Here is a 26,803-nt window from a genome sequence, read left to right as displayed (position 1 = left end):
GCCATGACCCGCCCATGGCCTATTTTGACTAAGCATATTCCGCGACTAAATCGTTAATCTGACCGACACAAGAGCCGCAGTTGGTCCCTGCTCGGCACTGCTCCCCTACGGTCTTGGCACTATGACACCCCTGCTCCGTGATAGCATTGATGATGATGTTCTCCCCGACCGACATACAGGCGCAGACCAAAGGACCGGGATCGATATAGCCACTGGCAGGCCGTCCGGCTAGCAGCCATTTTGGAGAGGGGACTTGGCTCATATCATGGAAACAGCTGTCGAGCCAATGTGAGCTTGGTAGCTGCTCGTGAATCGGCGCTATATACACCGCCAGCACTAACTGCTCGGTAGCGTGATGACCGTCCAACTCACTATTATTAAGAGCATTATTTACCATCTGTACTTCATTAGCAGACATAACGCTGGGTGGCTTACGTAGGGCAATAAATCGCAGCTGGCTATGTTGGTTGGGCTGACCGTAGGTCGTAAATGCGGTCTCAATAGCGCTATCTTGATCTAGCTTAATGAGGCTGTCTTGCGCAATATCATGCAGACTGACTTGCTCTGGACCTAACGGCTGACTAAATAGTCTGTCACTGAGTTGCTGCCAAAACGCGGGCTCAAGCCACTGGCTATTATCAGCCCTTTCAGGGCTAGCGATATTAAATAAAATGCTGTCTTGCTGCCGAGTTAAGCTCCAAGTGAATGGCGGTAGTCGCGTTTGACCGTTTTCTAGGGTCTCAGCATTCTCCACACTAAACTTGGCTAATAAGGTGCGCAACTGCACCACCATGGCATCTTGCCAATCTGGGTGCACCAGTATCTTACCTACCGACTGCATAGGCACTGGACTCACCCGAATAGCAGAGTTTTTGAGTTCGGGTTGATTAGAGTGCGGATCAACCACCGTAGGAATTAGCGACCCTACTCGTGCTAGGTTGGCAAAGGCATCACTCCAATGCATGGGCATAAAAGCATCGCCCACCCGCATACTGTCGCTAATGGCCACTTGCGCCATGACGCTGGTACGGGCCGTACTGGCCGGTAACTCGTCGTTTGCTAGCTTTAAATATCTTGGAGCTATCTGAACGAAGTCTTGCTCATGGACGCCCAATTGCTGCGCGTCTTTGGGGTGTAAAGTCAAGGTCGGCACCGACTGCTGTTGATTGAGCTGCGGCGCTAAGCCCGTACGGGTCATGGTATGCCACTGATCCCGCAACCTACCTGTGATCAGACGTAGATTGGCGACTGGGTCAGTGCTAGCAGCCGGCTTAACGGCTAGCGAGGACGCTTCGCGACTATGGGCTGCGCGTTGGTTGGCTTCATTGGGGTGAAAATTGGGTGCACTACCTTCTGTGGGCGGCGTAATGGGCACTAACTGGGCGCGGGTCATATTGCAACTGGCATCGACCATATTGATGCGTGCCCCGCCCCATTGAAATGGTGGCATAGCATCGTAATCATGTTGGCTCACGCCACTAAACCCATTCAGCTCTCTATCGGTTATAGCTATCGGCAGATCCTGAGCTAAGTTTAAATAGCGCGGAATGCCATCGTTAGAGTTAGCGACGGCCTCATTGCGCCAAGCGGTTAAGGCTATATGCTCATTAAAGATGTCGCTAGGGTGATTATAATTAAAGCCGTTTAGGCCCATGCGTTGCGCCACTTGCGAGAGTATCCACCAGTCGGGCTTAGCCTCGCCTACCACTGGTAGCAGCGCTCGTTGCCGTGAGATGAGACGCTCTGAATTGGTGACCGTGCCGGACTTTTCGCCCCAACCTTGGGCAGGGAGCACGATATCAGCGCAAGCCACCGTATCGCTGTCTTTTGAGCAGTCGGAGACGATGACTAACTCGCACTCGTTTAATGCGCGGCGGAATTTATCGGCTTCGGGCAAGCTAACGACTGGGTTAGTTGCCATAATCCAAATCGCTTTAATGCGACCGTCTAGTATCGCGTCGGCAGCATCGCAGGCTTTGACGCCATGTTCGCTATTAATAGCTTGTGGTGCTTGCCAAAAATCAGCTACTGCTTGGCGATGATCCACATTAGCTAGGTCTAGATGGGCGGCCAATAAATTGGCCAAGGCACCAACTTCGCGGCCGCCCATAGCATTGGGCTGACCCGTTAGGGAGAATGGGCTGGCCCCTACCTTGCCGACCCGGCCAGTGAGCAGATGCGTATTAATAATCGCATTCACTTTGTCTGTGCCGCTGCTCGATTGGTTGACGCCCATACTAAAGGCTGTCACGGTCTTTGGCGTGGCAGCAACCAAGTCGTAAAACTGGCGAATACTTTCGGCGTCTACGTCGCAAGCTCTAGCAACGGCCGCGATAGACCAGTCTTGGGCAGCCTCTACAGCGCGCTCTAATCCTTCACACTGCTCGGCATAAGCCATATCGCGGCAGCCTTGCTGCTCAAGATAATTCAGCAAACCATTGTATAAATGCGTGTCTGTGCCCGCTGCGATCGGCAGATGTAGGTCAGCAAATTCACAAGAGTCCGTGCGACGAGGGTCAATGACGACCAGCTTGATATTCGGATTAGCCTGCTTGGCCTTTAAAAAACGACCGAATAATATCGGGTGGCACCAAGCCATATTCGACCCGACCAGTACCAGCAGCTCACAAGCTTCTAAATCTTCGTAATTACCAGGCACCAAGTCGGCCCCAAAGGCGCGTTTATGCCCCGCTACCGCTGATGACATGCACAGCCGCGAGTTGGAATCGATATTGTTATTGCCTATAAAGCCTTTGATGAGTTTGTTAGCGACATAATAGTCTTCAGTGAGCAGCTGACCTGACACATAGAACATTACGCTGTCACGACCATGCTCAGCAATGGTATCGTTTAATCGAGTGGCGATGTCATCAAGTACACCATCCCAATTTGCAGGTGTAGGTGTTGATATAGATGTTGATACAATTGAAGGAATTTGGGAGTGCGTGATGGGTTGTGGTCTAGATTCGCTTGCAAAGTTACCGTCTAGGTTAATCTCTGCCTCTATGGCTGACGGCTTATTCCGAGAGCTTTTATGACTGTCGTTTTTTAGACTGTTGTTTTTTAGAGAGTAGCTAGGATTATAATAAGGTTGGGTAATTCGGCGCTCGGCTCCTAAAGTCTCTGCTAGGGCACTGCCCTTAGAGCACAATTTGCCAAAGTTGGCCGGATGATCGGGGTCGCCTGTGACGCTAACTTTGCCGGAATGCTGATCGATAGTAGCCAGCACACCACAACCCACGCCGCAATAGGGACAAGTGGTGCGGATGGATTTAGTATCCGTGGTTGGCAACGCGATTTCTTTATTAGCAGATGACTCCGTAAAAGAAAAACTATCAGTATTAGGAAAAGCATCAGTATCAGAAAGGGTAACCGTGGCAATACTCTGGGTGTGACTCTTGGGGGTTTCTGGTTCAATAACGCGGTTCATAGTTATACTACCTCCTTTAGTGGCTCAGAGCTCGCCTCAAGTGCTGAGTCTGTCGCTGCCAAGGTACTTTCAGTTTTTGTTAGTGCTGCAGTCTCTGTTGTTGATGCAGTCTCTGCCGCAGTGGGTACAGGGTTCTCCAAATCACAATAAGCTTCCCCATAAATAATGTCCTCTTTGATGGGCGTAATGTCGGTCTGCTCAGTGATTAATTGACTATAAAAGCTGCCTTCCGTGACGTCACCGTAGAGTACCGCACCGACCAGAGTATCGTCTTTGATATAAAGGCACTGGTAGTGATCATCACCCGGTTGTCGATAGACGATGGTTTCGACCGCCTCTTGCTCCTCTTCTGCAAACTCAATTTGACCCGAAGAAAATGCCGAGACGCCTGAGACTTTCAACTTTAGAGATAGGGGCTTGCTGACATAAGGCTGCCAGTGCTTCTTAGTTTGGCTCAACACCGTGACCAAAGTATCGACCTGTTGATTCACCGGCGCTACCATCCCAAAGAGCTCTTCGTTGAGTTCAATACACTCCCCAATAGCATAGACATTGGGGGCGCTAGTATGCATACAATCATCGACGATAATGCCGCGATTGACCTCAATGCCGCTGTCCTTGGCCAATACCGTGTTGGGTATCACGCCGACAGCCATTACGATGAAATCTGTGGGGATTCGGCGACCGCCTTTCATAATGAGCCCCGTGACTTCACCGGCGTCATTCACCTCTATTCGCTCTGACATGGCGGAGACTTCTAAGCCAACGTGACGTCTGGCCAATTCGGCTTGGAGTAGCTCAGCGGCAGGCCAGTCTAATTGTTGATTAAGCACATACCCATCCACATGAATCACCGTCATGTTGGCGCCTTGCTTGGCCAAAGCGCAAGCGGCCTCTAACCCCAATACGCCCCCGCCAATCACTAGACCGGTTTTGCCTTGCTTAGCATAATCACTTAATGCCGTCACGTCAGCGAGGTCGCGAAACACATGCACGTCCTTGGCATCATGATTGGGGAATGGAATTACCCGAGCAGTAGACCCGGTCGCTAGCACTAGCTTGGCGTAATCAAGCGATTGACCGTTATCTAGCGTTAAGCGCTGTGAGTCCGTATCAACGGTAGCGACGGCGACGCCAGCAATGACGGTAATACCAAGCGCCTTATAGTCTGCTTGATCATAGAGATAGGTGTCCGCAAAGTCTTTCTCACCTGCCAGTACTGGGGAGAGCATGATGCGGTTATAGCCGACTTGCGGCTCTTTACTGATTAAGGTAATAGAGGGGACATTGTCATTGTCATTGTCATTGCTCTTATCCTGCCAAGCCCGCGCTAATTCTATGGCTAAGCGACTGCCGGCCATTCCCGCACCGACAATGACTATACCCGTCTCTAATGGAGTATTGACCAAGTCAGTGCTAGGAGAGTAAGGCTCGTTGGTCGCATTCGTTTTGGTAGCGGACGGGGTTGCAGAGACTGTTATCGAAAGATCGGTTGTTGAAGAATCGGCTGTTAAAGAATCAGAGATTTCGGTGGTCTTTGGCGTAGCGGCTGCTTGCGACATAAAGAACCTTAGCCGCGTATAGCAGCATTAAGAGAGAGGCAATAGTTTTATCAATAAAATAATGATAATGATGCCTTGAATGCAGCAAATGCCATGCCAGACCAATAAAGGGTTGCGCTTAATCAACGGCTCGCGAACGAGCAGCGCGGCAGAATTGTCCGGATTAAAGTCTTGTAAAAACTCACCAATAGCGGGATAACGAGCGTTTGGGTTACTGTGCAACGCTCGCAGCAGGGCTTGCTGACTGGCGGCTGGGACTTGCTGTTGCCGTAGCAAGTGCGCGGGCACGACCAGCTTTTGCCTAGGGGTCATTAACGTCTGCGCTCGAAAGGGACGCTCCCCGGTCAGCAGCTCAAAACCAATCACGGCAATGGAGAATAAATCCGAGTGCACCCCTTTTGGTGCGTCGCTGTAATACTCTGGTGCAGCATAATGCAAGTCCCCGCCCGGTGGTCGAGTGCTGTCTTTTAAAATAGCGGAGCTGGCCGAACCAAAGTCTATCAACTTAACGGCGCCCGACTTGGTCAATAGAATATTTTCGGGCTTGATATCTTGGTGTAAGAGATAATTGCGGTGCATGACCCTCACCGCCATACCAATCTTGGTCAATAGGTCATGCGTTTGCCAGACGTCGCAAGGGGCATGACGATCAATAAATACCCGCAAGCTTTCGCCATCGATATATTCGGTAAGGTGATACAAATAAGGAGAACTGGCGGGTACAGGGTAATAGCGCAGCAGTCCCGACTCACTCAGCCCTGAGCCAATACCCTGCTGCGCCCGCACATGTGCTTTAGTGAGTCCGGGCTGTGAGCTGTCCGCACGATTGGGGTCGGCTTGATTGTAGGCCGCTTCTTCAGACCGGCGGTGTTTAGAGAGACTAAGGCCAATCTTGCGCTCTTTCAAAAAGTCCCTAAGATAATTGCCATCATCCACTGAACTGACGCTAGGGGACTTAAGGACAAACTCACGTTTATGCGCATCGTGCACCAAATAAACTTCGCTACGAGCGGTGCGGGCAATAATGTCGACGACCGTAAAACCATCGATATAATCACCGGCCTTAAGCCCTGTGGGAAGTTGATAACGACTGAATTTGGCTACCTTTTTCGGCGAGTTTGTGCTTGGATTTTTTAGCGCATGATCATTAGATTTTGCCGTTTCATCACCAGGCTCTAATAGATAATCATCGCGGTTTAATGGTGCAGCACTGTTCTCATTGCCCTGAAATGGCTCAAAAGCGGTCATGCCTAAGATCACCATGCTTAAATTATCATTGCTACCCTCTTTATAGGCATAATCACAAAGCTGATGGCTGATTTGCTGAGCTATTTGAGTCTCATGAATTAGAGGATTAGCCGCTTGTTTACTTAAATCGCTTTCTGACAGCGTGGTCTCTGTAAAAGTACTGTATGTCAGCCCTTTTTGCTTGCCCCACTTTTCTATCAGGCTTTTTTCTACAAGGCTGTTTTCAATAAGATTGGGCCTAATAACTGGCGGGTTAAATATACGAGTCGCGGCGCTACACAACTCAAACTGCATCTCAGCCGCGTCGATATGCTCATAAACCCCATCGGTCATTAGCGCCAAGCATTCATTTTGGTGCAGCGTGAATATAGACTGCTGTAGATCCACTTGTGTATCAGCACCCAAGGCAGCGGACAACGCGCCCTTATCTTGACCATGATGGATGCGATGATCGTGGCTCAATACCGTCAAACTGTCCGCGCCCACCCGATAGATGCGCGAATCTCCCGTATGAAATAGATGGATACGATCGCCAATACACAGTAGTCCAGATAGCGTCGTGAGTAGCGGTGGTACACGTTGATAAGCTTGGGAAAAGTAGAGCGCATCATTGGCGCTACTGACCGCAAGCTTGATAAGACTCGCCACTTCCTCTTCATCAAATAAGGCGGCGCTCTGTGAGAATTGACTGGGCTTCTGCTTAACAGTTTCTGGCTCATCTAAACCGCTCTCTAAATCGCACTCCAAGCTGGTCGCTTTTAACATAGTAGCGAGACCTTGAGTGATTTCTTGCGAGACCGTATCAACTGCTAATTGGCTAGCCTGTTTGGGAAACTGGCAAGCACTGACCCCATCTGCCAACAGTACTAACAAAGGTAATTGCTGAGCAGGCAATTGCTGACGAGAAAGCGACGGTTGGCTCTGCGTTTTTTCGGCATCATCCTCCGCTGGTTCTGGCTCATCTAACAGACAAGTCGTGACTAAAACACTGTCTTGATTCTCCGCTTTACGCCCGCTAGCACTAAACATGCCTAACCACCACCGAGCAGGGAGCGCTGGGTGGTGGTCAGTGACTTTTATAGACTGCTGCGCGGTGATGGGCACAGGGTCTGTTGGCAGAATGGATGGCGTAGATATTGAAGTGGTCAAAAGTGATCCCTTTATAGCAGGTATGCAAAGCCGTTAGGTCTTTAGAGAACCTATTAGCTCACTTGGATTTCGGCAAAACTGCCGTCTGGCATTTCTTCTAAGATCACACCTTCTGGCTCTTTTAGGAAGAATAGCGCGACGAATCCTACGACCGCGGTCACAGCGATAACCATAAAGAAGGCCTGGTAAGACACTAAGCTAAGAATGGTTAAGTACACCACAGAACCAACATTACCATAAGCGCCTGTCATGCCTGCGAACTGGCCTGTCATGCTGCGTTTGATAAGGGGAATGACGGCGAAGACTGCGCCTTCACCGGCTTGCACAAAGAATGAGCAGAACATGGTAATTAATAAAGCGAGCGCTAGCGGCCAAGTGGAGTCGACGATACCCATTAAGAAGTAGCCTAATGCCAAACCTGCCGTGAGAATAAGTAAGGTAATCTTACGGCCAAACTTATCACTGAGCCAGCCGCCGCCAGGTCGAGACATCAAGTTCATAAAGGCATACGATGAAGCTAACAATCCGGCCATCACCACAGAGACTTCAAAAGTCTCGAGGAAGAATAACGGCAGCATGGATACTACAGCTAACTCTGAACCAAAGGTCGCAAAATACAAGATATTTAAAATACCAACTTGTTTAAAGTCATAGCGATGCGCTTCTGGCACCTCATTAACAAAGACGTCCTGATTGAAGCGATAGCTGCTGATGAACTCATAGATATAGAGTACGCCAAGCCCGATATAGACCATATTAACCGCAGACTGGGTTAACAAGCTCACGCCAGCAGGAGACAGCTTCCAAGCTAGTAGAGCTAGCGCCAAGTACATGGGCAACTTAAAGACCATCATGAGCCAAAAGTCACCTTTTGAAGTCACGGTCATCGCGCCAGACTTTTTCGGTTTAAAATAAGTTGCACCTTTAGGTGTGTTGCGAACGAATTTATAAAACAGCACACTGTAGAGCATCATTACCACACCAGAAGTAGCACAAGCATAGCGCCAGCCATTGTCGCCACCAAAGTAAGCGGCAAAACCAATCGCCATCGTCGGTAGCAACATGGCTGCAGCGGCTGAACCAAAGTTACCCCAACCGCCATAAATACCTTCAGCAGCACCAAGCTCACTGGCTGGGAACCAATCACTCATCAAACGAATACCGACCACGAAACCGGCCCCTACGAAGCCTAGTAAGAAGCGTGATAGGGCTAAGGTGTTGTAATCCTGAGCAAAGGCGAAGGTGAAACAGGGAATCGCACCAATGGCGAGAATAGCGGTGTAGACAATGCGCGGCCCGAAGCGATCGGTCAGCATACCGATGATGACGCGAGCGGGAATAGTTAAGGCGACGTTGAGGATCAGTAAGGTCTTCACCTGATCTTTAGTGAGGTTCATGCTCTCGCCAATCGCTGAGAGAAACGGTGCATGGTTAAACCAGACAAAGAAGGTAAGGAAAAAAGCCATCCAGCCTAAATGGAGGATTTTATTTTTGCCCGCAAAGGATAAAACGTTGAGCTTATCTTTGACTGGTGTGGGACTGGAGGTAGGTGTCGACATGAATGGCTTCCTTTTTATGACCGTTTGCGCTTGGCCGTAATAGATTGAGTGGCTATGAGGTAGCAGTATCTACATTAAAATTTCTATTACCCCTACCCCTGCAATGGCTATGCCAGTCATGTCATATTGCTAGCTATTCTCCCCTGCTAAGCGACCTACTTAAGCAAAATTAAGGCCAAAAAAAATTAGCGAAATCGCTAATAGTGTCTGACCCAGTTTCAAAACCTTGCTCCTTTTAAACCTCGTAAACTGAAAAACTTCTCACTCAATTAGATTCCGTCAAACTCTTGAAACGGTCTACCTTCGTTGCTGATATGACCTCTCCTATTTAGTCAGTTAAGTTTGTACAAGCTTCTTCATTTAGGAAGCTCGTTTATTGGTTGCCATTACCCTAGTCTCGCTAAAAATAATCCGTAAGACAATATTAATTAGCAGCGCGTATTAATCTACTTTCTCGCATTTAGTCCTGATTATGAGTAAATTACCTACTTTGGCGCGTAATCAGAGCTATCGGCTTGAATAGTGCACCAATCACTCTCTCAACTGACCTAAAATACGGCATTTGTTGGTTATGCCAATAGAATAATCGTAGGCGTCATGGCAGCAAATTATATGAGGGTGAAAAGTGATGTTAATCTGTTAGGAGCAGATTGAATTTGCTCAGGCTTGTATTACTGGCACGATGATGTGAGTGTTGGTGGGATAGTTGGGTGCGGCTTATTTTTGTGATTGGCTACGGACATTCCATTTTCTGTTGTGCTGTTAAATACTATTGAATCATTAACGCCTCCCTTATGTGTTAGGTGTGTTAGCTTTCATCTGCCTATAAAAACTAACCGATACCTAACTCACTATGTGAGCCTAGTCGAACCAACTCTAAAGCGTCATCCGTTTTTCGATACAGCAGCACCAAGTCCGGCTTGATATGACAATCCCTAAAATCCTTTAAATTGCCTGTCAATTGATGGTCTTTATATCTGGTTGGTACAGGTAAATCATTGCAAAGACAATAGATGACTTCTGTCCAAGAGGGCGTAATTAAAGTCAAATAATGCTTTTTTGCGTCTCGTTTAAATTGATTGGTGACATCAATGGCTATCATGATGTGGCGTCGTTTGAAATATCGCTGCTTACAATGTCATTATTTATAGCGTCATTGCTCATGGCGTCATTGCTTATAGCTTCAATATCATTCAGCAATTCATTGGGCGTGTTATAACGACTAGTTTTGCCATTGCGCGCATCAAAGACGGCTTGCATAGTGAGAGGATTTTGCTCGTAGGCAATGGGTTTGACAGCATAATCAAAAGACAATGGTACTATACCCGTACGTGCCACTTGGTTTAAAAAAAGACGAATCGCTTGTGATGGCTGTAAACCATAGCTCTCTAATACAGCAAATGCGTCGTCCCTTAACTCTTTATCAATGCGGACATTATAGTTAACGGCGGTCATATTTGTACCCTTATCTAACGTTAGTTATACGTTCATTGTAGGTAATATGAGTTATACAATCAATGTCATAATGTTTTATCTGATATAGTTTCTTAATCTTAATGGAACCATCATTAACTTACAGTGAGTTGCCGTATATGTTAACTAAATAGCTTAACTAAGGACGAAGCAGTAGCTTACAATATCTGACTCGGTAATATAGTTTCATCCAATAATTGATTGAAGCTCTTTTCATCAATCTTTACGGCCTGACTTGTACCAGTCCTTTGCTTCTTCCATAATTCAATAAAACATCGATTATCAATTTCATACCCTCACAGTCTCTCATTTCTGCGAACCCTCCCCCCTTTATTACCCGACAAAGAATAAGCCGTTAGTCGCCCATAAAAGGTGCTTGGCACGATTATTGAATGCTTAAAGATAGGCAACTGTGAATTGTTATGTCGCTCAATGAAGTGACCGAGACAAGCACAGCCAACCCCTTCTATATAATGGCAAGGACAATCGTATGAATAGCCCAACAGCAAACCCGGTAGCGCCCTCTTTAAATGACAAACCCAATCTGGTCGTGATCGGCAATGGGATGGTCGGTCATCATTTTATTGAAAAGGCCATCGAGCAAGGACTGCATGAGCAATATGATATCCATGTGTTTGCTGAAGAAGACCGCCCCGCTTATGACCGTGTGTATTTGTCCAGCTATTTTGAGCATAAAGATGCTAGCAAGCTTAATTTGGTCGATCTAGGCTCCTATGAGACCGCTAAGATTAATCTGCACTTAAATCAAGAAATTATCGATATTGATGCGGTCAATAAATGCATCACGACTAAGGCTGGTGAACAGATTGACTACGCTGAACTGGTACTGGCTACGGGGTCGTATCCTTTTGTACCGCCAATCGAAGGTAAAGACCATCCGCATTGTCATGTGTACCGAACCATCGCTGATTTGGACGAAATCCTGGCCATCGCTGAGCTGCCTAAAGTGAAAAAGGGCGTGGTCGTCGGTGGCGGTCTATTGGGACTTGAAGCCGCTAAAGCCTTGGTGACTTTAGGACTTGAGACTTATGTCGTCGAGTTTGCGCCGCAGCTGATGGGCGTTCAGCTAGACCCTGCCGGTGGTGAAATACTTAAACAGAAAATCGAAGCGCTAGGCGTGACGGTACTGACGGGTAAAAACACCAAAGAGATTGTGCACCATACTAGCGTGCAGAGTGAGGAAGATAATTATCTCACGATGCAATTCACCGATGACACGTCGCTAGATACCGATATGATTGTATTTAGTGCCGGTATTCGACCGCAAGACGGCATCATCAAAAACAACCCTGAGTGCGGCGTAGAGCTGGGCGGCCGTGGCGGGATTTTAATCGATGAAAAGTGCCGCACCAATGCTGAGCACGTCTATGCTATCGGCGAGTGTGCAGTGTGGGACAACAAGGTGTTTGGTCTGGTCGCGCCGGGCTATAGCATGGCGAGTATTTGTGCCGCCCAAATCGCGGGCGACGCTGAGCAAACCTTTGCTGGTGCGGATATGAGCACCAAGCTCAAATTGATGGGTGTGGAGGTCGGTAGTATTGGCGATGCTCACGGCAAGACGCCGGGCAGCTTAACCTATCTCTATCAGAATCCGAAGGAAGGCGTGTATAAAAGACTGGTCACTACCGACGATAATAAGAAACTGCTCGGTGCCGTACTGGTCGGTGATACTGAAGACTATAACAATCTATTGCAGTTGTTCCTCAACGATATTGATCTCCCCGCTCATCCTGAAAGCCTGATCCTGCCCAACGTCGAAAAACCAACGATGGGTATCGAAAACCTACCTGATACCGCGACCATTTGCTCATGCTATAACGTCACCAAAGGCGATATCTGCGCGGCGGTCGAGGGCGGCGCGTATTCCATAGCCGACCTTAAGTCTTGCACCAGCGCCGGTACGGGTTGTGGCGGTTGTGCGCCGATGGTCAAAGACACCTTAGGCTATCAGCTAGAGACCTTAGGCTTTGAGGTCAATAATGACTTGTGTGAGCATTTTGCTTACTCGCGCCAAGACCTTTATAACTTGGTGCGCGTGCATGGTATCCGCACCTTTGATGAGCTATTGACTGAGCATGGGAGCGGCCGAGGCTGTGAGATCTGTAAGCCTGCGGTCGCCTCTATCTTGTCATCATGCTGGAATGATTACGTACTCAAGCCAGAGTTGGCACCGCTGCAAGAAACCAATGACTACTACCTCGGTAACATCCAAAAAGATGGTACTTATTCGGTCGTACCGCGCGTGCCTGGTGGCGAAATCACTGCGGATAAACTCATCGTCTTGGGTCAAGTCGCCAAAGATTATAATCTGTATACCAAGATTACCGGGGGTCAGCGAGTCGATTTATTTGGTGCACGTCTTGAGCAATTACCGGACATTTGGGAGGTATTGGTGCAAGCTGGCTTCGAGACGGGGCACGCTTATGGCAAGTCACTGCGAACCGTCAAGTCTTGTGTCGGTAATAACTGGTGTCGCTACGGCGTCGATGACAGCGTCGGCCTAGCCCTTAGATTAGAAGACCGCTATAAAGGCGTGCGCTCACCACACAAAATTAAGATGGGCGTCTCAGGCTGTACCCGTGAATGTGCCGAAGCGCAAAGTAAAGACTTTGGCGTCATCGCTACCGAAAATGGCTGGAATCTCTTCGTCTGTGGTAACGGCGGTATCACCCCGCGCCATGGCGAACTGTTCGCCACCGACCTCGATACCGAGACTCTGATCCGATATATCGACCGCATCATTATGTTCTATATCAAAACGGCGGATAAATTGCAGCGAACGTCTAAATGGCGCGAGAGCTTGGAAGGCGGTCTTGAGTACCTACAAGCGGTCATCATCGACGATAGCTTAGGCCTATGTGACGAGCTTGAAGCGCAAATGCAGCTGCTCATCGATAATTATGTCTGCGAGTGGAAAGAGACCATCAACGATGCTGAGAAACTCAAACGTTTCCGTCATTTCGTCAATAGCGAAAAAGGCGATGACAATGTGGTGTTCGTCGAGGAGCGTGAGCAGATTCGCCCTGCGAAGCCTGAGGAAAAGGCGGCTATTCAGGTGGTTGAACTGGCCTAAATCCCTCCCTAGCCCTCTCATTAGAAAAGGGAGGGCGCAACTTCTCTTTTTTAAGAAGAAGAACACCAAATTTGAAAGGACAATCTTATGACGATGCAAAAAATATGTACCCTCGACGACATTATCCCTGAAGCGGGCGTTTGCGCTCTGGTCAGTACGGAAGCTGGTGACAAGCAAGTTGCCATCTTTCGCACTAAAGAAGATGAGCTGTTCGCCATCGATAACTTTGACCCGTTTAGCAATGCCAATGTGCTGTCTCGTGGGTTAATCGGTGGCACGGTCGTGACGAACGAAGATGGCGTTGAAACAGACGTCTTGTATGTCGCCTCCCCTATTTATAAGCAGCGCTTTAACTTAGCCAGCGGTCAATGCTTGGATGATGAGACCGTTAAGCTTGGGTCTTATGAGGTGATTTTGGATGGAGATACGGTAATGGTTGGGGTGGCTCTCACTGAAGAATCTGCCGAAATTAATACTGAAGAAACTGTTGATGAAGCTGTGAGCTAGTATTTATCTGTCACTTAAATCCAAAGGTCATTTAACTTAGCGTTAGGTGGCTTTTTTTCAATATGAATAGTTAATATCCTCATAATATGCGGTGAATAGAGCTAATAAACCCCGCAAATTGATAACCCTTTAACCTTTATCAGCTATTAACCTCTTACCTAGACTCACGACGTCGTCTGGTAGATAACCTAGCTTTCTGTAGAATTTTAAGACTTTATAATTAGTCGAGCGCACCACGATATTAAGCTTAGGACAGCCTAGCTTAATAAGCTTATTCTCTATTTCACTCATCAGCTGCTTGCCGATACCCCTTGCTTGGTACTCTGGTGACACCGCTAAGTAATAGACGGAGCCACGATGGCCATCGTATCCTGCCATAGCGGAGGCAATAACTTGTCCTGCATCTTCCGCAACAAGAAATAACTCAGGTTGATACGCCACCTTCCTTGAAATGTCTTTATCAGGGTCATTCCATGGTCGTGTTAAGTCGCAGTCTTGCCAGAGTTGAATGACGGCTTGTCTGTCGGGCTCGTAGAAGGGTCTTATTTTCATAGCGTGGTTTTAATAACCTTATTTTATAAATTTAGTTTAATTATTTATTATTTTCTAACACTAATAGGATTAAGTTTATATATTTTATAAGGTCGATATCAAACCAACTATTAATACAACACACTCATCATCTGTCCCAAGCGCATCGCCGCCGCGAGATTGGCCGCTGTCGTCTCAATATTGTCGTAGGCATTATCTAATATCTGCTCGATAGGTTCTATCTTTTGAATACTGGGCATAACCACCTCAAACTGGGAGGTTTGCGCCCGATTTAACCCATCGACACTACCGCAAATCGCCATGACCGGCACGCCATGCTCACGGGCTATTTGACTAATCCCGCCAGCAACTTTGCCCATAGCCGTCTGTGCGTCGAGCTTACCCTCTCCCGTTATCACTAAATCAGCCTCAGCAATATGCTCGGATAAGTTAAGCGTATCAGCTACGGTAGTAAAGCCGGATTGCAGTTGAGCACTACAAAAGCTCATTAGCGCAAAACCTAACCCGCCTGCTGCGCCCGCCCCTGCTACATTCTGGCAATCGTCAAAGGCCTGCTGCTGACATACCTGCGCGAAATTAAACAGTGCTTTATCAAGCTGCGCTACCTGCTCAAGACTCGCGCCCTTTTGTGGACCAAAAACAGCGCTAGCGCCCAGCTCACCGCATAACGGATTGGTCACATCACACGCAACTTCAAAGACCGTATTGGCGACGTTTGAGTTCAAGTCTGAAAGGTCTATTCGCTGTAGTTTAGTCAGCTCTGCACCACCTTGGCTTAGTAGTTCACCTTGTTCATCATAAAACTTCACGCCTAAAGCACTCAGCATACCAAGACCAGCATCGTTGGTAGCACTACCGCCCAGACCGATGATAATACGCGTGGCCCCTTCCGCGAGGGCATCGGCAATTAATTCGCCTACCCCATAGCTGCTAGTTGCCAAGGGGTTTCTTTCTGCAGGCGTTAATAAATGCAGCCCGCTAGCTCGTGCCATCTCAATGACCGCAGTGCCTTCTGATAGCAACAAATACTTAGCACTAATTAGGCGCATCAGCGGGTCGTGAACGGTAATTTCTTTCCAATGGCCATCCAAAGCATAAGACAACACATCAGAAGTCCCTTCTCCGCCATCCGCCATCGGTAGCAAGGTATAGTCAGCATCAGGGAACACTTGGCGAAAGCCTGACTGGATAGCTTGGCAAACCTCAATGGCCTCCAAGCTTTCTTTAAAGGAGTCAGGGGCTATTAATATTTTCATAAAGTACTCTTGTGGTCTAAGGCTATTGAGGTCATGGCAAGGTTAAATAAATACCAACGTGAGCAGCCAGATAAAGATAATACTGGTCACACCCTGAATCCCTGTCGCCACCGAATGTGCCTTATAAGCTTGCGACACACTCATCCGGCTGAACTGGCTGACAATCCAGAAGAAGCTGTCATTGGCATGTGAAATCGTCATCGCTCCAGCGCCGATAGCCATTACACAAAATACGCGACCCAACTCGCTATCGAGACCAATCTGACCCAACAAAGGCGCGACCATCGCTGAGGTCGTCACCAAAGCCACGGTAGTAGAGCCCTGCGCTGTTTTTAGCGCCGCAGATACAATAAAGGGCATAAAGATACCTAGCCCTAAAGCTGATAAAGTCGTGCCTAAATAATCACCTATAGGGGTCACTTTGAGCATGGCACCAAAAGCACCGCCTGCCCCTGTAATCAATAGAATTGGTGCAGCCACAACTAACCCTTGTGAGATAGCATCGCTAATCTGTTGGGTCTTATCTTTGCTGCCTCTATCAATCAAAAGAAACGATAAAAATAGACCAATAAGTAAGGCTGTCAGCGGGTTACCGATAAAGACGACTATATCGACTAGCGTGCCGGCACCAAAAGGGGTGCTGGGCAGGTTGGCTACCGAGGATAGACAGATCAATAATATAGGCACCACAATAGGCAAAAAAGCCATCGTCGCTGAGGGTAGTTTGGCGTAATCCTCGCGGCTTTTCATATTCTCCGGTACGCCGGCGGCTAGCTCATCGGTATCCTTTATATTGTCAGGCTCGATATTAAGAAAGCGATTAGACCAAAGCCACCCTGCTGCTACCGCCACAACGGTCACGACCAGACCAACCATAATGACCAAGCCTAGATTGGACTCCAAGCCTAAATTACCTGCAGCGGCAATGGGACCTGGCGTCGGTGGCACAAAGGTATGCGTGGCATAAAGTCCAGTCGCCAAAGCAATACTCATCGCTACGCTAGAGACCTGCAGCCGCTTGGCCATAGACTCTTTTAACGAGTTGAGGATGATAAAGCCCGAATCACAGAACACCGGAATGGACACCACCATCCCTACGACCGACATCGTCAAGGTAGGAAAGCGCTTGCCCAATACCTTAATCACAGTTTCTGCCATTACAATAGCAGCACCGGTTTTCTCTAGTATCAAACCAATGATAGTCCCGAATACGATGACCAGACCGATGTATCCTAAGATACCCCCGAAGCCGTCTGAGATAGTTTTGGCGACGGTGTCCAGTGGCACTTGATAGAACAGCGCTAGCAAAAAGGCCGAAAGTATTAACACTAAAAACGGATGCCACTTGAGTTTTGCCGTAGCAAAAATAATAAACAGAATGGTTAATACCAGCCAAAATACAATCATCAATACCTCTGTATATAGTATATATCTACTAACTTTGGCACAAAATAATGTGACCATTGCTATTAGTCTGAATTAGAACGCTATCGTAACCGTAACAATAGGATGAACACGGCTGTCAGCTTAATTAGGATATTTAGTCTGCCAAGTTTATAGCAAATATTGCCGTTTAAACTTAATATCTGGCCAATAGTCGTTAATTTTGTAGCTTAAAGCTTAAAAGCAATCTGGATATTTATAATAGCCTGTGCAATAGCCTACCTAAGGTTATCTATAGGAACAGTTGACGGATAAATATCCAGTATTTATAAGTGGTTAGCAGGACAAAAATTTAAAGACGCCAGCTGCTGGAGTATGGTGACCTGAGTCTAAAACCTTAACTCATCCGTAGTAGTGACCTGAAGATTCTCATCAAAGGTAACCGTCAGCTCAACTTGCGATTTCTGCAAGGTCTCTAGCAGACTGCTGTCCTTATATTTCTGCATAATACGCTGCGGATAGAGGGTATAGGTTTGCCAGTTTATAAAGCTGGCAGCAGTCAATTGAGGTTTTGGTAAACTTTCCTCAGCGGCAGGCCCTAATGCACTATGGATAGAGGGCACGGCTCGATAATGAAAGACAATTTTATTAGGCAGCGATTGATCGTTAGCGATTATACAGGATGTCACTGCCTGATGACTGACGGTACGATCATTGAGTGGCATGTTAGCGCTATGGCTGAGGTTGGCAACAGAGCTATTGGCAACAGGGTTAGTACTACAATTGAGCGGAGCGCTCGTGGTGACGATAATTTGCGGGGCTTGCTCGATGGTGATACTCAGACTTGGGCCATTCAGCAATTGATGCATGCGGGTATCGATACCCGGTTGGCCAGTAGGTTGTAAATTTGACTCACTGCACGCTATAAGTCCTAGACTTAAGCTAATACCGACAACCCATCTTTCAGTCACTACTCTCTCAGGAACTATTCGCATAGCACACCTTCCTTAGTCTGCATTATGTCGCGGGCTTCTTCAGCTTACCACTATCATTTACCTTCAGCTATCAAAAGATATGCTACGATTGCTAAGTCTATAGTTATGAGATGAGGGATTATGTCATTGTATCAGCTTAAATCTCAGTTTCAGGACCAGCTGCGCCCAATCAGTAATGCTTTGGTTCGGCAAGGATTTACCGCCAATCAAGTAACCGTTAGTGCCGTTATATTAAGTGTAGGGACGGCTTATATTATCTATGCTCAAGCGGCTATTGATTTACAAAAAAAAGCATCGATACCAACCAACGTTGTTGGTCAATCCACAGCTATAGCGTTATCTAATTCAGAAAATAAGTTAGCGACATCTAATCTAGTATGGTTAGTCCTGCCCACTGCCCTATTTGCCCGCATGGCACTCAATGCTATCGATGGCATGATGGCGCGCGAGCACAACCAAGCGTCCAAGCTCGGGGCACTATTAAATGAAGCAGGGGATATCGTTGCCGACACTTTGTTGATAGCGAGCTTGCAGCCCCATCTTGCTAATACCACTCCTCAAAAAAATACTCACCAGCTAACCATAGTAAATGGACTAAGCTCGCTGACCGAATTAATTGCCATTAGCGCGGATAAACTCACAGGCCAACGTGCCAATCATGGCCCTTTAGGCAAAAGTGATAGAGCCTTAGAATTGGGCATCATCGGCACATTGGTCAGTTTGGGCGTCCCCGTTTATAGAGTAACCCAACCGTTATTGCTGCTGAACCAGTTGCTGTTGCTCAAGACCAGTCTGAACCGCCTACGCTTTATCGCGCAAAAGTACTTTGAGCTTTATCATCCTGCTCCAATAGCCAGGACTTTAAACGTAACGCCACCTCTATTAGAGGCAGCAAAAACATTAGTAGCAAAGACAAGCGCGCCTAGCAATACTGCCCTCTCCTCTACCTTAACTACTTTGCCTATCTCATTAAATAACACCCTTACATCAAATGATAGCACCGCGTCAAAACTACTTAAGCAGCCTGCGAGCCTGCCTCATCTTCAAGGAAGACTGACTATGAATAATAATAATAAAGCGCAAGACAACACACAGGCTATGCCAGCGAAGACGACACCAGAAACCATAATTGCGGAGCAAAGCTGCTTTAATGCCTATGATGGGACGGCGCTCTACTATCGCTATTGGCTGACTATGCCGCTTGCTGATATCGCCGAACATAGTGAGCAAAAACAAGTCATCCTGTTACACCGAGGTCATGAGCATTCAGGACGGCTAAGCGAGTTGGGCGAAAGCTTTGCCCAAGCCGGCTACCAAGTCTTTGCTTGGGATGCGCGTGGCAATGGCCGCTCCGGTGGCATCAAAGACCACGCCGATAGCGTCACGGAATTGGAGCGCGACCTCAATGACTTCGTCAATTTAGTGATGGCGCAGACGGGAATCGCTATCGAAGACACCCTGATCGTTGCCAGTAGCATTGGCGCCGTGTTGGCCGCCGCTTGGGTACACGATTATGCCCCTACTATTCGTGGCATGATCTTGGGTACGCCAGCGATTAGCATTCGTTTGTACATTCCCCTAGCGATACCGGCACTAAAATTCGCTCGCAAGCTAGGATTAATGTCGCGGGTCTCTAGCTATGTCAAAGCGCAAGTACTGACCCATGATAAAGACGCGCAGGCTGCTTATAATGCGGACCCTCTAATCTCAGGCTCGATCTCTAGCGACTTACTAATCGATACCCATGCCACGGGGCAACGCTTATTGGATGACGCTGCTGCCATTACCGCACCGACCTTTGTGTTATGCGCAGGCAAAGACTACGTGGTGGATAAACAAGCTGAGCGCGACTTCTATGAGCAAATCAGTGCCCCGAATAAACGCTGGCAGCTCTATCCCGATAGCTTCCATGCGATATTTCATGAGACCAACAAAGTTGACATCTTTGCCGATTGTATTGACTTCGCCAATAGCTTATTTGCCGTACCCGTCGCAACCGTAGATTTGACAGAAGCGCACAAGCATAGCGCCAGTAAAGATAAAGTCGACCGTCTGGCGATTAAACCTTTTAACCCCAGCTTTGCCATTACCCGCCTTGCCATGCAGAAATTTGGTCACGTCAGCGACGCCATTGCCACCGGTCTTGAGCATGGCTTTGACTCGGGTAGCTCGCTTGATAAGGTCTATAGTAACGAGCCAAAAGGTAAAAATGTCTTTGGCAAGGCGGTCGATAAATTTTACTTGAGTAATATTGGTTGGCAAGGCATCCGCATTCGCCGTGAGCATTTATTGGAGCTAGCGCGGATGGCTATTGCAGCGCGTCAACAGGCGCACTCTTCAGCTCTATCAAGCACTGAAATTGGTAATAAACAAAAACTTCGGGTGCTCGATATCGCCAGTGGCAATGGCTACTATGTCTTTGACTTACTGACTGAATTTGCGAATTTAAACGCTGAGCTAAGGGACTATGATGCGCATAATATCCAAGTGTTAAGCGATAAAGCGGCTAAGCTTGAGATGAGCGCGCGTGTGCAGGCTATCGAAAAGGATGCCTTTGACCCTAATAGCTACGTGTCTAATTCTACAGGTGAAAATGCTAATGCCTTTGATTTGGCCATAGCTTCCGGAGTGTTTGAGCTGTTCTCTGATAACGCTTTGGTCAGTACTGCGGTCTCCGGTATTTACGACAGCTTGGTCGAGGGTGGCTACTTTATTTATACCAACCAGCCTTGGCACCCTGAGCAGGAGTTTATTAGCAAAACTTTGAACAACCATCGCGGCAGCAGTTGGGTGATGCGTTGTCGCTCGCAGTTAGAGATGGATCAACTGGTCATGCAAGCTGGCTTTACCAAGGTCGATATGCGCATTGACCGCTTTGGTATTTTTACCGTGTCCTTAGCGATTAAAACCACCAGTGCTGCAGCGGCTAATCCTGGGAGTGATAAGCTTGTTTCCCCTGCATCCCCTAAGGGGAAATAATGGAGACGCCTTATAATAGTGTGCAACTCTTCTCGGGGGGTGGCACTCGCTTTGGCTATTATCTCGGCAGTTACGCCGCCCTCTGTGAGCAAGGCCATAGACCTGAGCTGATACTGGCCACTTGTGGTGGCAGTCTGGCGGCCTTATTGGTAGACCTTGCTCCTGAGCCGCAGCAACTCAAGGCTTTGATGCAGAGCCGTGAGTTTTATGAGGTCATTCGTGCCAGTCAACCACGCCGACCTGTAAAGAGTACGGCTAAAACTTTAGGGCTAACTACGCAGTACCCAGACTACTTTTATAACGCTCTAAAGCGTTGGCGCCTGAGCCGGCAGCCACATAAACTGAGCCAGCGGCAGATTAAAGAGAGCCATGATGAATTGCTCGCTGAGCTACAGCATTTGGCGATGTTTGCAATGGGGGAAAATGATGAGTGGTTTTTGGCGCTAGACCAGCTAAAAGCCTGTACCAATGCTAGCTTAGCCACTCACACTCAGAGTGCTCAGCAGCACCGCAGCGATATCGCTATGATTGCCAGTCGTTTACTGCCTGCAGTAACGAGACCCCACCAAGACACAAACGCTGTTCCATTAATAGTACCCAACTCGGTACAGTTGCAAGAAATCTTATTCGCACCGAATAAACTGACTCATTATCCTAAGCTAAGTGCTGAGATTACCTGCCCTACCCACCCTTATGCCCCGCATAGAATTACCCGTGAGGTACATACGAGTTATGACTGGGATATCCGTCAGGCGGTGCGCGCCTCGATGGCCGACATGTACTATTTACAGCCGACTTATATTACCGATTTGGGGTGGTGTTTGGGCGGCGTCATTAACCTGACCCCGATTGAGTTGGCTTGCCAGTTGGGGCAGACCGTATTTGCCGAAACTAAATCGCCGTATGATAAACATTTGGCCGCACCAGCTATTCAGCGAGTGTTTGGTTTTGACCCGAATCAAAGGTTAAATCAAGTTCATAGCCATACTCATAGCGGTGTTAGTAGTTGTATTGTTGATATTGATAGTCATAGTAATCGAAGCGAAGCCCAAAACACAGCTCGGTCGTCTGGTATTCATTGGCTGCCCTTTGCCGATAATGCCAAGGCACTGGCTGGTCAACACGTGCGCAAACGCATTAATTTAAAGGCAGGGTTGATAGACCTAATCCATGCCGATTACGCCAACTTTGTGAAGCAAATGCAGGCACAGTGGGATTATGGCCACGCGCGCACCACCGCTTATCTAGAGCAAACCAAGGGGCAACTATGACGGTCAACCCGCCCTATCTGGGCCCGAACCCTGATAACTCCTTACCTTGCGTCATCATCATTGGCGGCACCAGTGGTATTGGCTTAGCTCTAGCGTTGGCGCATCTCAAGCTGCGTTGGCAAGTGATTGTGGTCGGTAGCAACCCCAATAAAATCTCGCAGCTAAATCAGCAGCAGCCTGAGCTGACTACTATTCAGTGTGATATCACCCAAGTAGAGCAGCGTAACGCCTTATTTACACGGCTAGCCCAGCAACCGTTTAAGCGGCTAATCTATAGTGCCGGTTGGTATCTGAACGAGCGCGTATTCACCTTGGACAAAGAATCTAGCGCGCGTATGCTCGGTGTCAACTTGCAGGCCTTTCATGCCGTGTTTGACTGGGCTAGTGAGCAGCTTATTGCTAATAAAGCCCAAGGCCGCACTAACACCTACAATGACAATAAGCACAATGAGGCCAAGCGCTATGACAATGATCCCGCCTTAGTGTGTCTATCTTCTATCGCTGGCGTCTTGGATTACCCCTATGCTAGCCTTTATGGCAAATGCAAACGCGCTATGATGGTTAGCGCTGACGCTTACCGCTTGGCCCTCGCCCCTTTTAACATCCAAGTGACCTGTATCGCTTCGGGCTACATCGATACCCAAGCATTGCGAGATCTCAATGACGGTGATGCCAGCCATAAGCCCTTTATCGTGGCAGAAGAGGTGGCTGTCAGACGTATATTCAAGGCCATTGAGGAAAATGAGGCGCTGGCCATCTTCCCGGCTTCGATGCGCTATCTCACTTATGGCTTAAACAAACTGCCTACCCCGCTGCTCAATTTTTTAATGCAGCGACAGTTGGATAAAAAAAGGGTTAGGTAAAAAGAGTTAGCTTGTGAATAACGGGCTTGAGGACTAAATAATTAGCCAATACAGCAACGTAAATAGTGGAAAGCCAATTAATAAACTGTCAATCCGATCCAAAACCCCGCCATGCCCTGCCAGCAGCGTACCGGTGTCTTTGACGCCATGCCGACGTTTAAATGCCGATTCGAATAAGTCTCCTATCACCCCACTGACCGCCAATAAATAAGCGCAACCAAAACAAACGAGCGCGCTAAATGGGGTGAGCCAGAGCCCTAATGCTGTCGCCAATAAGGCCGAGACTAAAGTACCAAATAGCGCCCCTTCAATAGTTTTATTGGGGCTGATCGTTGGCGCGAGCTTACGCTGAAAAAATCGCCCACCAAAGGCGCGACCACACAGATATTGAGCAATATCATTAAACTGGCTAGCAAATAACACAAACAGCAAAATACCAGACGCCTCGCGTGCCCAAGTCAGATGGTGCAAAAAGATAAGACTGATAATCAACGTGAACAGGCTAACCACCATTAGCGCATCAAGAGGACTGCGTATCACTAGCGTCATTGCAGACTCTTTCGTTTCAGGCGTGATATTGCTGAACATAGGTTCCGTAGCCTTTTTTTCGCTTAACCGTTCTAAAGCGGAGACTTGTGTGGCGAGCTTATGCAGCAATTTGCTCTTGCTCGCTAACCGACCCAATCGCGATATCTCATAGAGACCACGCAACCCAATCATTACAAACAGCCCATCTAATGCCCACCAATACGGGTAGTGCCCTGCTCTACTTTGAATAGACGACACGAGATAACAGCCAAACAGCAGGGCGAGCATCCACCACCACGAACGAGCAATCCAATATATTTTCGGCAATTTGCGGCGATATTTAGGTAATGACAGCACCGTCAATACCAGTGTGTTCGCGGTCATAATGAGGATAATGAAAAGATAATCAGGCGTTAGCATCAGGTCTTAACCTCATTATAAAAGGCCGCTGTCATCATAAAGGTCACCAAGAATGCTACTATAACGACAAACATAGCGACTATCATAATGACCATTAGGCTACTTATTGACAGCGGCAATAGCAGCTATTAACGCAGCAGGTAGATAGGACTCTGGTAGCCGAGCACGCGGATAGTGCTGCGCTAGCCAAGCTCGATAACTGTCTACTGTCAGCTTACCACAATAAGCTAGGTATAAAACGGTGATACCGACACTGCGAGAAAATCCCATAACACATTGAAAATTGATGATTATTAATTCGTTAAGCGTTTGTCCATTTTGCTGCGAGCGATCCTGAGTCGTCTTATTAATCCCTGCCAATGCATCGATTTGACGAAACAAGGCTAGACAATCGCTCACTGCTATATCGCTTAAGGGCATTAAATCTAATAATGGGAAATAAAGGTACTGGCTTTGGAAGGGTCGCAAGCGCGAAAGCTGCTGTTCACAATGCTGTGGCGTTTTGCTACGCTTTGAATCTATTGGGATAATCGGCAGTACATTGGGTAGTGCCGCATAATGACTGGTTAATTCTGCCGCTAGATCGATCACGATAATTTGGTGTAACTGCTGTTTTATAGCACTTAGAGGGGCAGCATGAGGGCTACGTTGCCAATGCTGTAATTGGACAGCTAAGTTGATTGCTGATAATCGCGCTGAGGCAATGGTGACTACCGTTGTCTTAAAGGGCTGTACAGAGGTTAAGAAAGGCTCAACCTTATTAGCGGCTTGGCACTCATTACGCTGAGCATGCCATTGCCCTAACGCTGACATCAGTTTATAAGCCATTAATAAAGGCGCGAATCTTAGCCAAGTGCCCAAGGTTAATTGGCCTAGCGAGTCTTTGCTAAACCAACGTTGATTGCGAGATAAGTTTGGGTATTGATAGCCCCATGCTACTGCTAAAAAACTGATCAACCAATAGAGTGCGAAGGCAATAGCTATGTATTGCAACGCCGCCATGCCTAAATTCACAGCTAGGAAAAACCCGCCAATCGCTAGCATAATAAAGCCAGCGATAGCCACGCTAAGATACTTCAGCACCAGCCCATTGCGGAGTCTATTACCAACCCACAACACCACTCCCGCCAGCCCGAATCCCCCCACTATATCGAGCAAATGATGCTGATAAGTAAAGAGTGTCGAGAGGACAATTAGCGCACAAACTACCGAAAGTACTAGCCGATAGAGTAGCTGTAACGTGGCCTTTTGCGGAGATACTACTTCCCATAGCGAAACGCCCAGCAGCAAGGCATAGCTCACATGCAGGGAGGGAAATTGGTTAAACGGTTTATCAGTCACCGCTAAAAACTGATAGCCAAACTGCGTCCAGTCGCGAGTTACTGGCCGGATAAAAGAGAAGCGTGCAGGATAGAGATAAAAAATAAGGGTAGCGAATAAAGTAGCGAGAATTAAGCGGCGAGTTAATGAGGTCAGCTGTTGCGAGGTGCGCACCATAAAAAAGCTGGCGCAAAATAACAGTAGCGACCAGCTGTATGGGACGATCATTGCGGGGATAAACGGAATATTACGGTCTAGCGGTAAAGCTAAGTTCTGGATATGACTAGGATTCAGTTGGTATAGCGCTGCACCATATAGATTGGTCAGCGTATAGAGCAGATAAAATACTAATAGCGACAATGCTAACTGCTGAAGCCGTGCCCCTTTAGTTACCATCGCTGCACGCCCCATAGCCTTAGCTCCCTAACCCCAACCTTAACCTTAGCACAGCTGAATCCTTATGGGTCTGTAGGTCAATTAGGTCAATGATATGTTTTCAGTAGATATTTTGAGTGTGTCTCCTACAATAGGAAATAAACTAGCAGCTGTAACCATTGCTAAATAAAGATGTCAGTAACTCTCTGCTGAAATATACCACATTATGACTAGGTGACTAGCAGTGATTTTTCTGTTTGACTCCTATACTAGAACACAAACTTTCGGCTATATCCCAAGTGTTTTAGGGCTTACTTATTATTTGTTTTTCTCAATACCAAAAATCGCTTTTTGTTTTGCCTGATTGCTGTCTTTTTGGCATAACCTCAGCTTGAGGGTGTGAACTTCTTAACCTTTACTTTTGGGTAGTGGATTAGATACCCAAAATTTGTGGTTATTCCTGATCGGTGCGCTGTAGAGACATCGAACATTAGGCTATATCCCAAGTGTTTTAGAATTCTGTAGTTATTAATTGGTCGCTATTAACAAAAAAATGTACAACATTATTAGAGTCATTTCAAATAGTTAGGATAAAAAACCCGTCTTAGTTGACGGGCTTTTTTATATTCAATCAATAATTAGATTTTTAACTAAGGTGAACAATATCCGCCTTTATGATGAGAACCTGTACCGCCATGTGGGTGTTCACCCTTTGGACATGCATTAGCGGAGATAGAAACTACGCTCATTACTGATAGAACTGTTATTACTACAAATTTCTTCATAAGAATATCTCCAAGTTAGTTTATTGCAATAATATACAAATTTCACTTATTTAC

17 protein-coding genes are annotated in these 26,803 nt (G+C 47.4%); 5 read left to right on the top strand and 12 right to left on the bottom strand.

The window, feature by feature from the left end; all coding sequences use genetic code 11:
* Positions 1 to 28 precede the first annotated feature (28 nt).
* The 6 genes from ACZ2XM_RS14180 to ACZ2XM_RS14155 all read right to left on the bottom strand — a co-directional run bounded on the left by ACZ2XM_RS14180 (position 29) and on the right by ACZ2XM_RS14155 (position 10,403).
* Complete coding sequence (locus ACZ2XM_RS14180; RefSeq protein WP_490588762.1) at positions 29 to 3,430, bottom strand: molybdopterin-dependent oxidoreductase; 3,402 nt, start codon at positions 3,428 to 3,430, stop codon at positions 29 to 31.
* A 2-nt stretch (positions 3,431 to 3,432) separates the two neighbouring features.
* Positions 3,433 to 4,992, bottom strand: coding sequence for an NAD(P)/FAD-dependent oxidoreductase (locus ACZ2XM_RS14175; RefSeq protein WP_490588761.1), 1,560 nt, complete (start codon positions 4,990 to 4,992; stop codon positions 3,433 to 3,435).
* Between the two features lie 27 nt (positions 4,993 to 5,019).
* Positions 5,020 to 7,269 (bottom strand): bifunctional protein-serine/threonine kinase/phosphatase, encoded by a 2,250-nt coding sequence (locus ACZ2XM_RS14170; protein WP_490588809.1) that lies wholly within the window; start codon positions 7,267 to 7,269, stop codon positions 5,020 to 5,022.
* 173 nt (positions 7,270 to 7,442) lie between these two features.
* Positions 7,443 to 8,948, bottom strand: a complete 1,506-nt coding sequence (locus ACZ2XM_RS14165) for a NarK family nitrate/nitrite MFS transporter (RefSeq protein ID WP_490588760.1) — start codon at positions 8,946 to 8,948, stop codon at positions 7,443 to 7,445.
* A gap of 832 nt (positions 8,949 to 9,780) precedes the next feature.
* Positions 9,781 to 10,050 carry a type II toxin-antitoxin system RelE/ParE family toxin gene (locus tag ACZ2XM_RS14160; protein WP_490588759.1) on the bottom strand — a complete coding sequence of 90 codons (270 nt, stop codon included), beginning with the start codon at positions 10,048 to 10,050 and terminating at the stop codon, positions 9,781 to 9,783.
* A complete protein-coding gene (locus ACZ2XM_RS14155; RefSeq protein ID WP_490588758.1) occupies positions 10,047 to 10,403 on the bottom strand; it encodes a type II toxin-antitoxin system RelB/DinJ family antitoxin in 357 nt (118 codons plus the stop codon). The genes ACZ2XM_RS14160 and ACZ2XM_RS14155 overlap by 4 nt, the downstream gene beginning before the upstream one ends.
* 508 nt (positions 10,404 to 10,911) lie before the next feature.
* Between ACZ2XM_RS14155 and nirB the strand changes: the two genes are divergently transcribed.
* Both nirB and nirD read left to right on the top strand, forming a co-directional pair.
* Positions 10,912 to 13,515: a nitrite reductase large subunit NirB gene (nirB, locus tag ACZ2XM_RS14150; RefSeq protein ID WP_490588757.1), complete on the top strand. Its 2,604-nt coding sequence runs from the start codon at positions 10,912 to 10,914 to the stop codon at positions 13,513 to 13,515.
* A gap of 87 nt (positions 13,516 to 13,602) precedes the next feature.
* Positions 13,603 to 14,022, top strand: a complete 420-nt coding sequence (nirD, locus tag ACZ2XM_RS14145) for a nitrite reductase small subunit NirD (RefSeq protein WP_490588756.1) — start codon at positions 13,603 to 13,605, stop codon at positions 14,020 to 14,022.
* A gap of 129 nt (positions 14,023 to 14,151) precedes the next feature.
* Here nirD and ACZ2XM_RS14140 read toward each other — a convergent pair whose 3' ends face one another.
* The 4 genes from ACZ2XM_RS14140 to ACZ2XM_RS14125 all read right to left on the bottom strand — a co-directional run bounded on the left by ACZ2XM_RS14140 (position 14,152) and on the right by ACZ2XM_RS14125 (position 18,208).
* Complete coding sequence (locus ACZ2XM_RS14140) at positions 14,152 to 14,574, bottom strand: GNAT family acetyltransferase (RefSeq protein WP_490588755.1); 423 nt, start codon at positions 14,572 to 14,574, stop codon at positions 14,152 to 14,154.
* A gap of 110 nt (positions 14,575 to 14,684) precedes the next feature.
* Positions 14,685 to 15,830 carry a glycerate kinase gene (locus ACZ2XM_RS14135; RefSeq protein ID WP_490588754.1) on the bottom strand — a complete coding sequence of 382 codons (1,146 nt, stop codon included), beginning with the start codon at positions 15,828 to 15,830 and terminating at the stop codon, positions 14,685 to 14,687.
* A 42-nt stretch (positions 15,831 to 15,872) separates the two neighbouring features.
* Positions 15,873 to 17,237, bottom strand: coding sequence for a GntP family permease (locus ACZ2XM_RS14130; RefSeq protein WP_490588753.1), 1,365 nt, complete (start codon positions 17,235 to 17,237; stop codon positions 15,873 to 15,875).
* Positions 17,238 to 17,602: 365 nt separating this feature from the next.
* Complete coding sequence (locus ACZ2XM_RS14125) at positions 17,603 to 18,208, bottom strand: hypothetical protein (RefSeq protein WP_490588752.1); 606 nt, start codon at positions 18,206 to 18,208, stop codon at positions 17,603 to 17,605.
* A 120-nt stretch (positions 18,209 to 18,328) separates the two neighbouring features.
* On the opposite strand from ACZ2XM_RS14125, the gene ACZ2XM_RS14120 reads away from it, so the two are divergent.
* Genes ACZ2XM_RS14120 through ACZ2XM_RS14110 form a run of 3 tightly spaced genes read left to right on the top strand, consistent with a single transcriptional unit; the run spans position 18,329 to position 23,321 of the window.
* Positions 18,329 to 21,187: an alpha/beta fold hydrolase gene (locus ACZ2XM_RS14120; RefSeq protein ID WP_490588751.1), complete on the top strand. Its 2,859-nt coding sequence runs from the start codon at positions 18,329 to 18,331 to the stop codon at positions 21,185 to 21,187.
* Positions 21,187 to 22,458: a patatin-like phospholipase family protein gene (locus tag ACZ2XM_RS14115; protein ID WP_490588750.1), complete on the top strand. Its 1,272-nt coding sequence runs from the start codon at positions 21,187 to 21,189 to the stop codon at positions 22,456 to 22,458. Before ACZ2XM_RS14120 ends, ACZ2XM_RS14115 begins: the two co-directional genes overlap by 1 nt.
* On the top strand, positions 22,455 to 23,321 hold the full coding sequence (locus ACZ2XM_RS14110; RefSeq protein WP_490588749.1) for an SDR family NAD(P)-dependent oxidoreductase: 867 nt from the start codon (positions 22,455 to 22,457) through the stop codon (positions 23,319 to 23,321). The genes ACZ2XM_RS14115 and ACZ2XM_RS14110 overlap by 4 nt, the downstream gene beginning before the upstream one ends.
* A gap of 33 nt (positions 23,322 to 23,354) precedes the next feature.
* Here the strand turns inward: ACZ2XM_RS14110 and ACZ2XM_RS14105 are convergent, their stop codons facing one another.
* Both ACZ2XM_RS14105 and ACZ2XM_RS14100 read right to left on the bottom strand, forming a co-directional pair.
* On the bottom strand, positions 23,355 to 24,269 hold the full coding sequence (locus ACZ2XM_RS14105; RefSeq protein WP_490588748.1) for a phosphatidate cytidylyltransferase: 915 nt from the start codon (positions 24,267 to 24,269) through the stop codon (positions 23,355 to 23,357).
* Between the two features lie 99 nt (positions 24,270 to 24,368).
* Positions 24,369 to 26,000: a phosphatase PAP2/dual specificity phosphatase family protein gene (locus ACZ2XM_RS14100; RefSeq protein WP_490588747.1), complete on the bottom strand. Its 1,632-nt coding sequence runs from the start codon at positions 25,998 to 26,000 to the stop codon at positions 24,369 to 24,371.
* Positions 26,001 to 26,803 lie beyond the last annotated feature (803 nt).

The organism is Psychrobacter sp. CoH-33_TS_01 (genome assembly GCF_058189395.1).
Note: the sequence above shows the minus strand (reverse complement) of the source record. Positions and strands in the feature narration are given on the sequence as shown.

What these genes read in the sequence shown, in the direction of transcription:
- ACZ2XM_RS14115 (WP_490588750.1), top strand. Translation starts at nt 21,187, where the DNA reads ATGGAGACGCCTTATAATAGTGTGCAACTCTTCTCGGGGGGTGGCACT.
- ACZ2XM_RS14175 (WP_490588761.1), bottom strand. Translation starts at nt 4,992, where the DNA reads ATGTCGCAAGCAGCCGCTACGCCAAAGACCACCGAAATCTCTGATTCT.
- nirB (WP_490588757.1), top strand. Translation starts at nt 10,912, where the DNA reads ATGAATAGCCCAACAGCAAACCCGGTAGCGCCCTCTTTAAATGACAAA.
- ACZ2XM_RS14180 (WP_490588762.1), bottom strand. Translation starts at nt 3,430, where the DNA reads ATGAACCGCGTTATTGAACCAGAAACCCCCAAGAGTCACACCCAGAGT.
- ACZ2XM_RS14160 (WP_490588759.1), bottom strand. Translation starts at nt 10,050, where the DNA reads ATGATAGCCATTGATGTCACCAATCAATTTAAACGAGACGCAAAAAAG.
- ACZ2XM_RS14120 (WP_490588751.1), top strand. Translation starts at nt 18,329, where the DNA reads ATGTCATTGTATCAGCTTAAATCTCAGTTTCAGGACCAGCTGCGCCCA.
- nirD (WP_490588756.1), top strand. Translation starts at nt 13,603, where the DNA reads ATGACGATGCAAAAAATATGTACCCTCGACGACATTATCCCTGAAGCG.
- ACZ2XM_RS14130 (WP_490588753.1), bottom strand. Translation starts at nt 17,237, where the DNA reads ATGATTGTATTTTGGCTGGTATTAACCATTCTGTTTATTATTTTTGCT.
- ACZ2XM_RS14135 (WP_490588754.1), bottom strand. Translation starts at nt 15,830, where the DNA reads ATGAAAATATTAATAGCCCCTGACTCCTTTAAAGAAAGCTTGGAGGCC.
- ACZ2XM_RS14105 (WP_490588748.1), bottom strand. Translation starts at nt 24,269, where the DNA reads ATGCTAACGCCTGATTATCTTTTCATTATCCTCATTATGACCGCGAAC.
- ACZ2XM_RS14165 (WP_490588760.1), bottom strand. Translation starts at nt 8,948, where the DNA reads ATGTCGACACCTACCTCCAGTCCCACACCAGTCAAAGATAAGCTCAAC.
- ACZ2XM_RS14170 (WP_490588809.1), bottom strand. Translation starts at nt 7,269, where the DNA reads ATGTTTAGTGCTAGCGGGCGTAAAGCGGAGAATCAAGACAGTGTTTTA.
- ACZ2XM_RS14155 (WP_490588758.1), bottom strand. Translation starts at nt 10,403, where the DNA reads ATGACCGCCGTTAACTATAATGTCCGCATTGATAAAGAGTTAAGGGAC.
- ACZ2XM_RS14140 (WP_490588755.1), bottom strand. Translation starts at nt 14,574, where the DNA reads ATGAAAATAAGACCCTTCTACGAGCCCGACAGACAAGCCGTCATTCAA.
- ACZ2XM_RS14100 (WP_490588747.1), bottom strand. Translation starts at nt 26,000, where the DNA reads ATGGGGCGTGCAGCGATGGTAACTAAAGGGGCACGGCTTCAGCAGTTA.
- ACZ2XM_RS14110 (WP_490588749.1), top strand. Translation starts at nt 22,455, where the DNA reads ATGACGGTCAACCCGCCCTATCTGGGCCCGAACCCTGATAACTCCTTA.
- ACZ2XM_RS14125 (WP_490588752.1), bottom strand. Translation starts at nt 18,208, where the DNA reads ATGCGAATAGTTCCTGAGAGAGTAGTGACTGAAAGATGGGTTGTCGGT.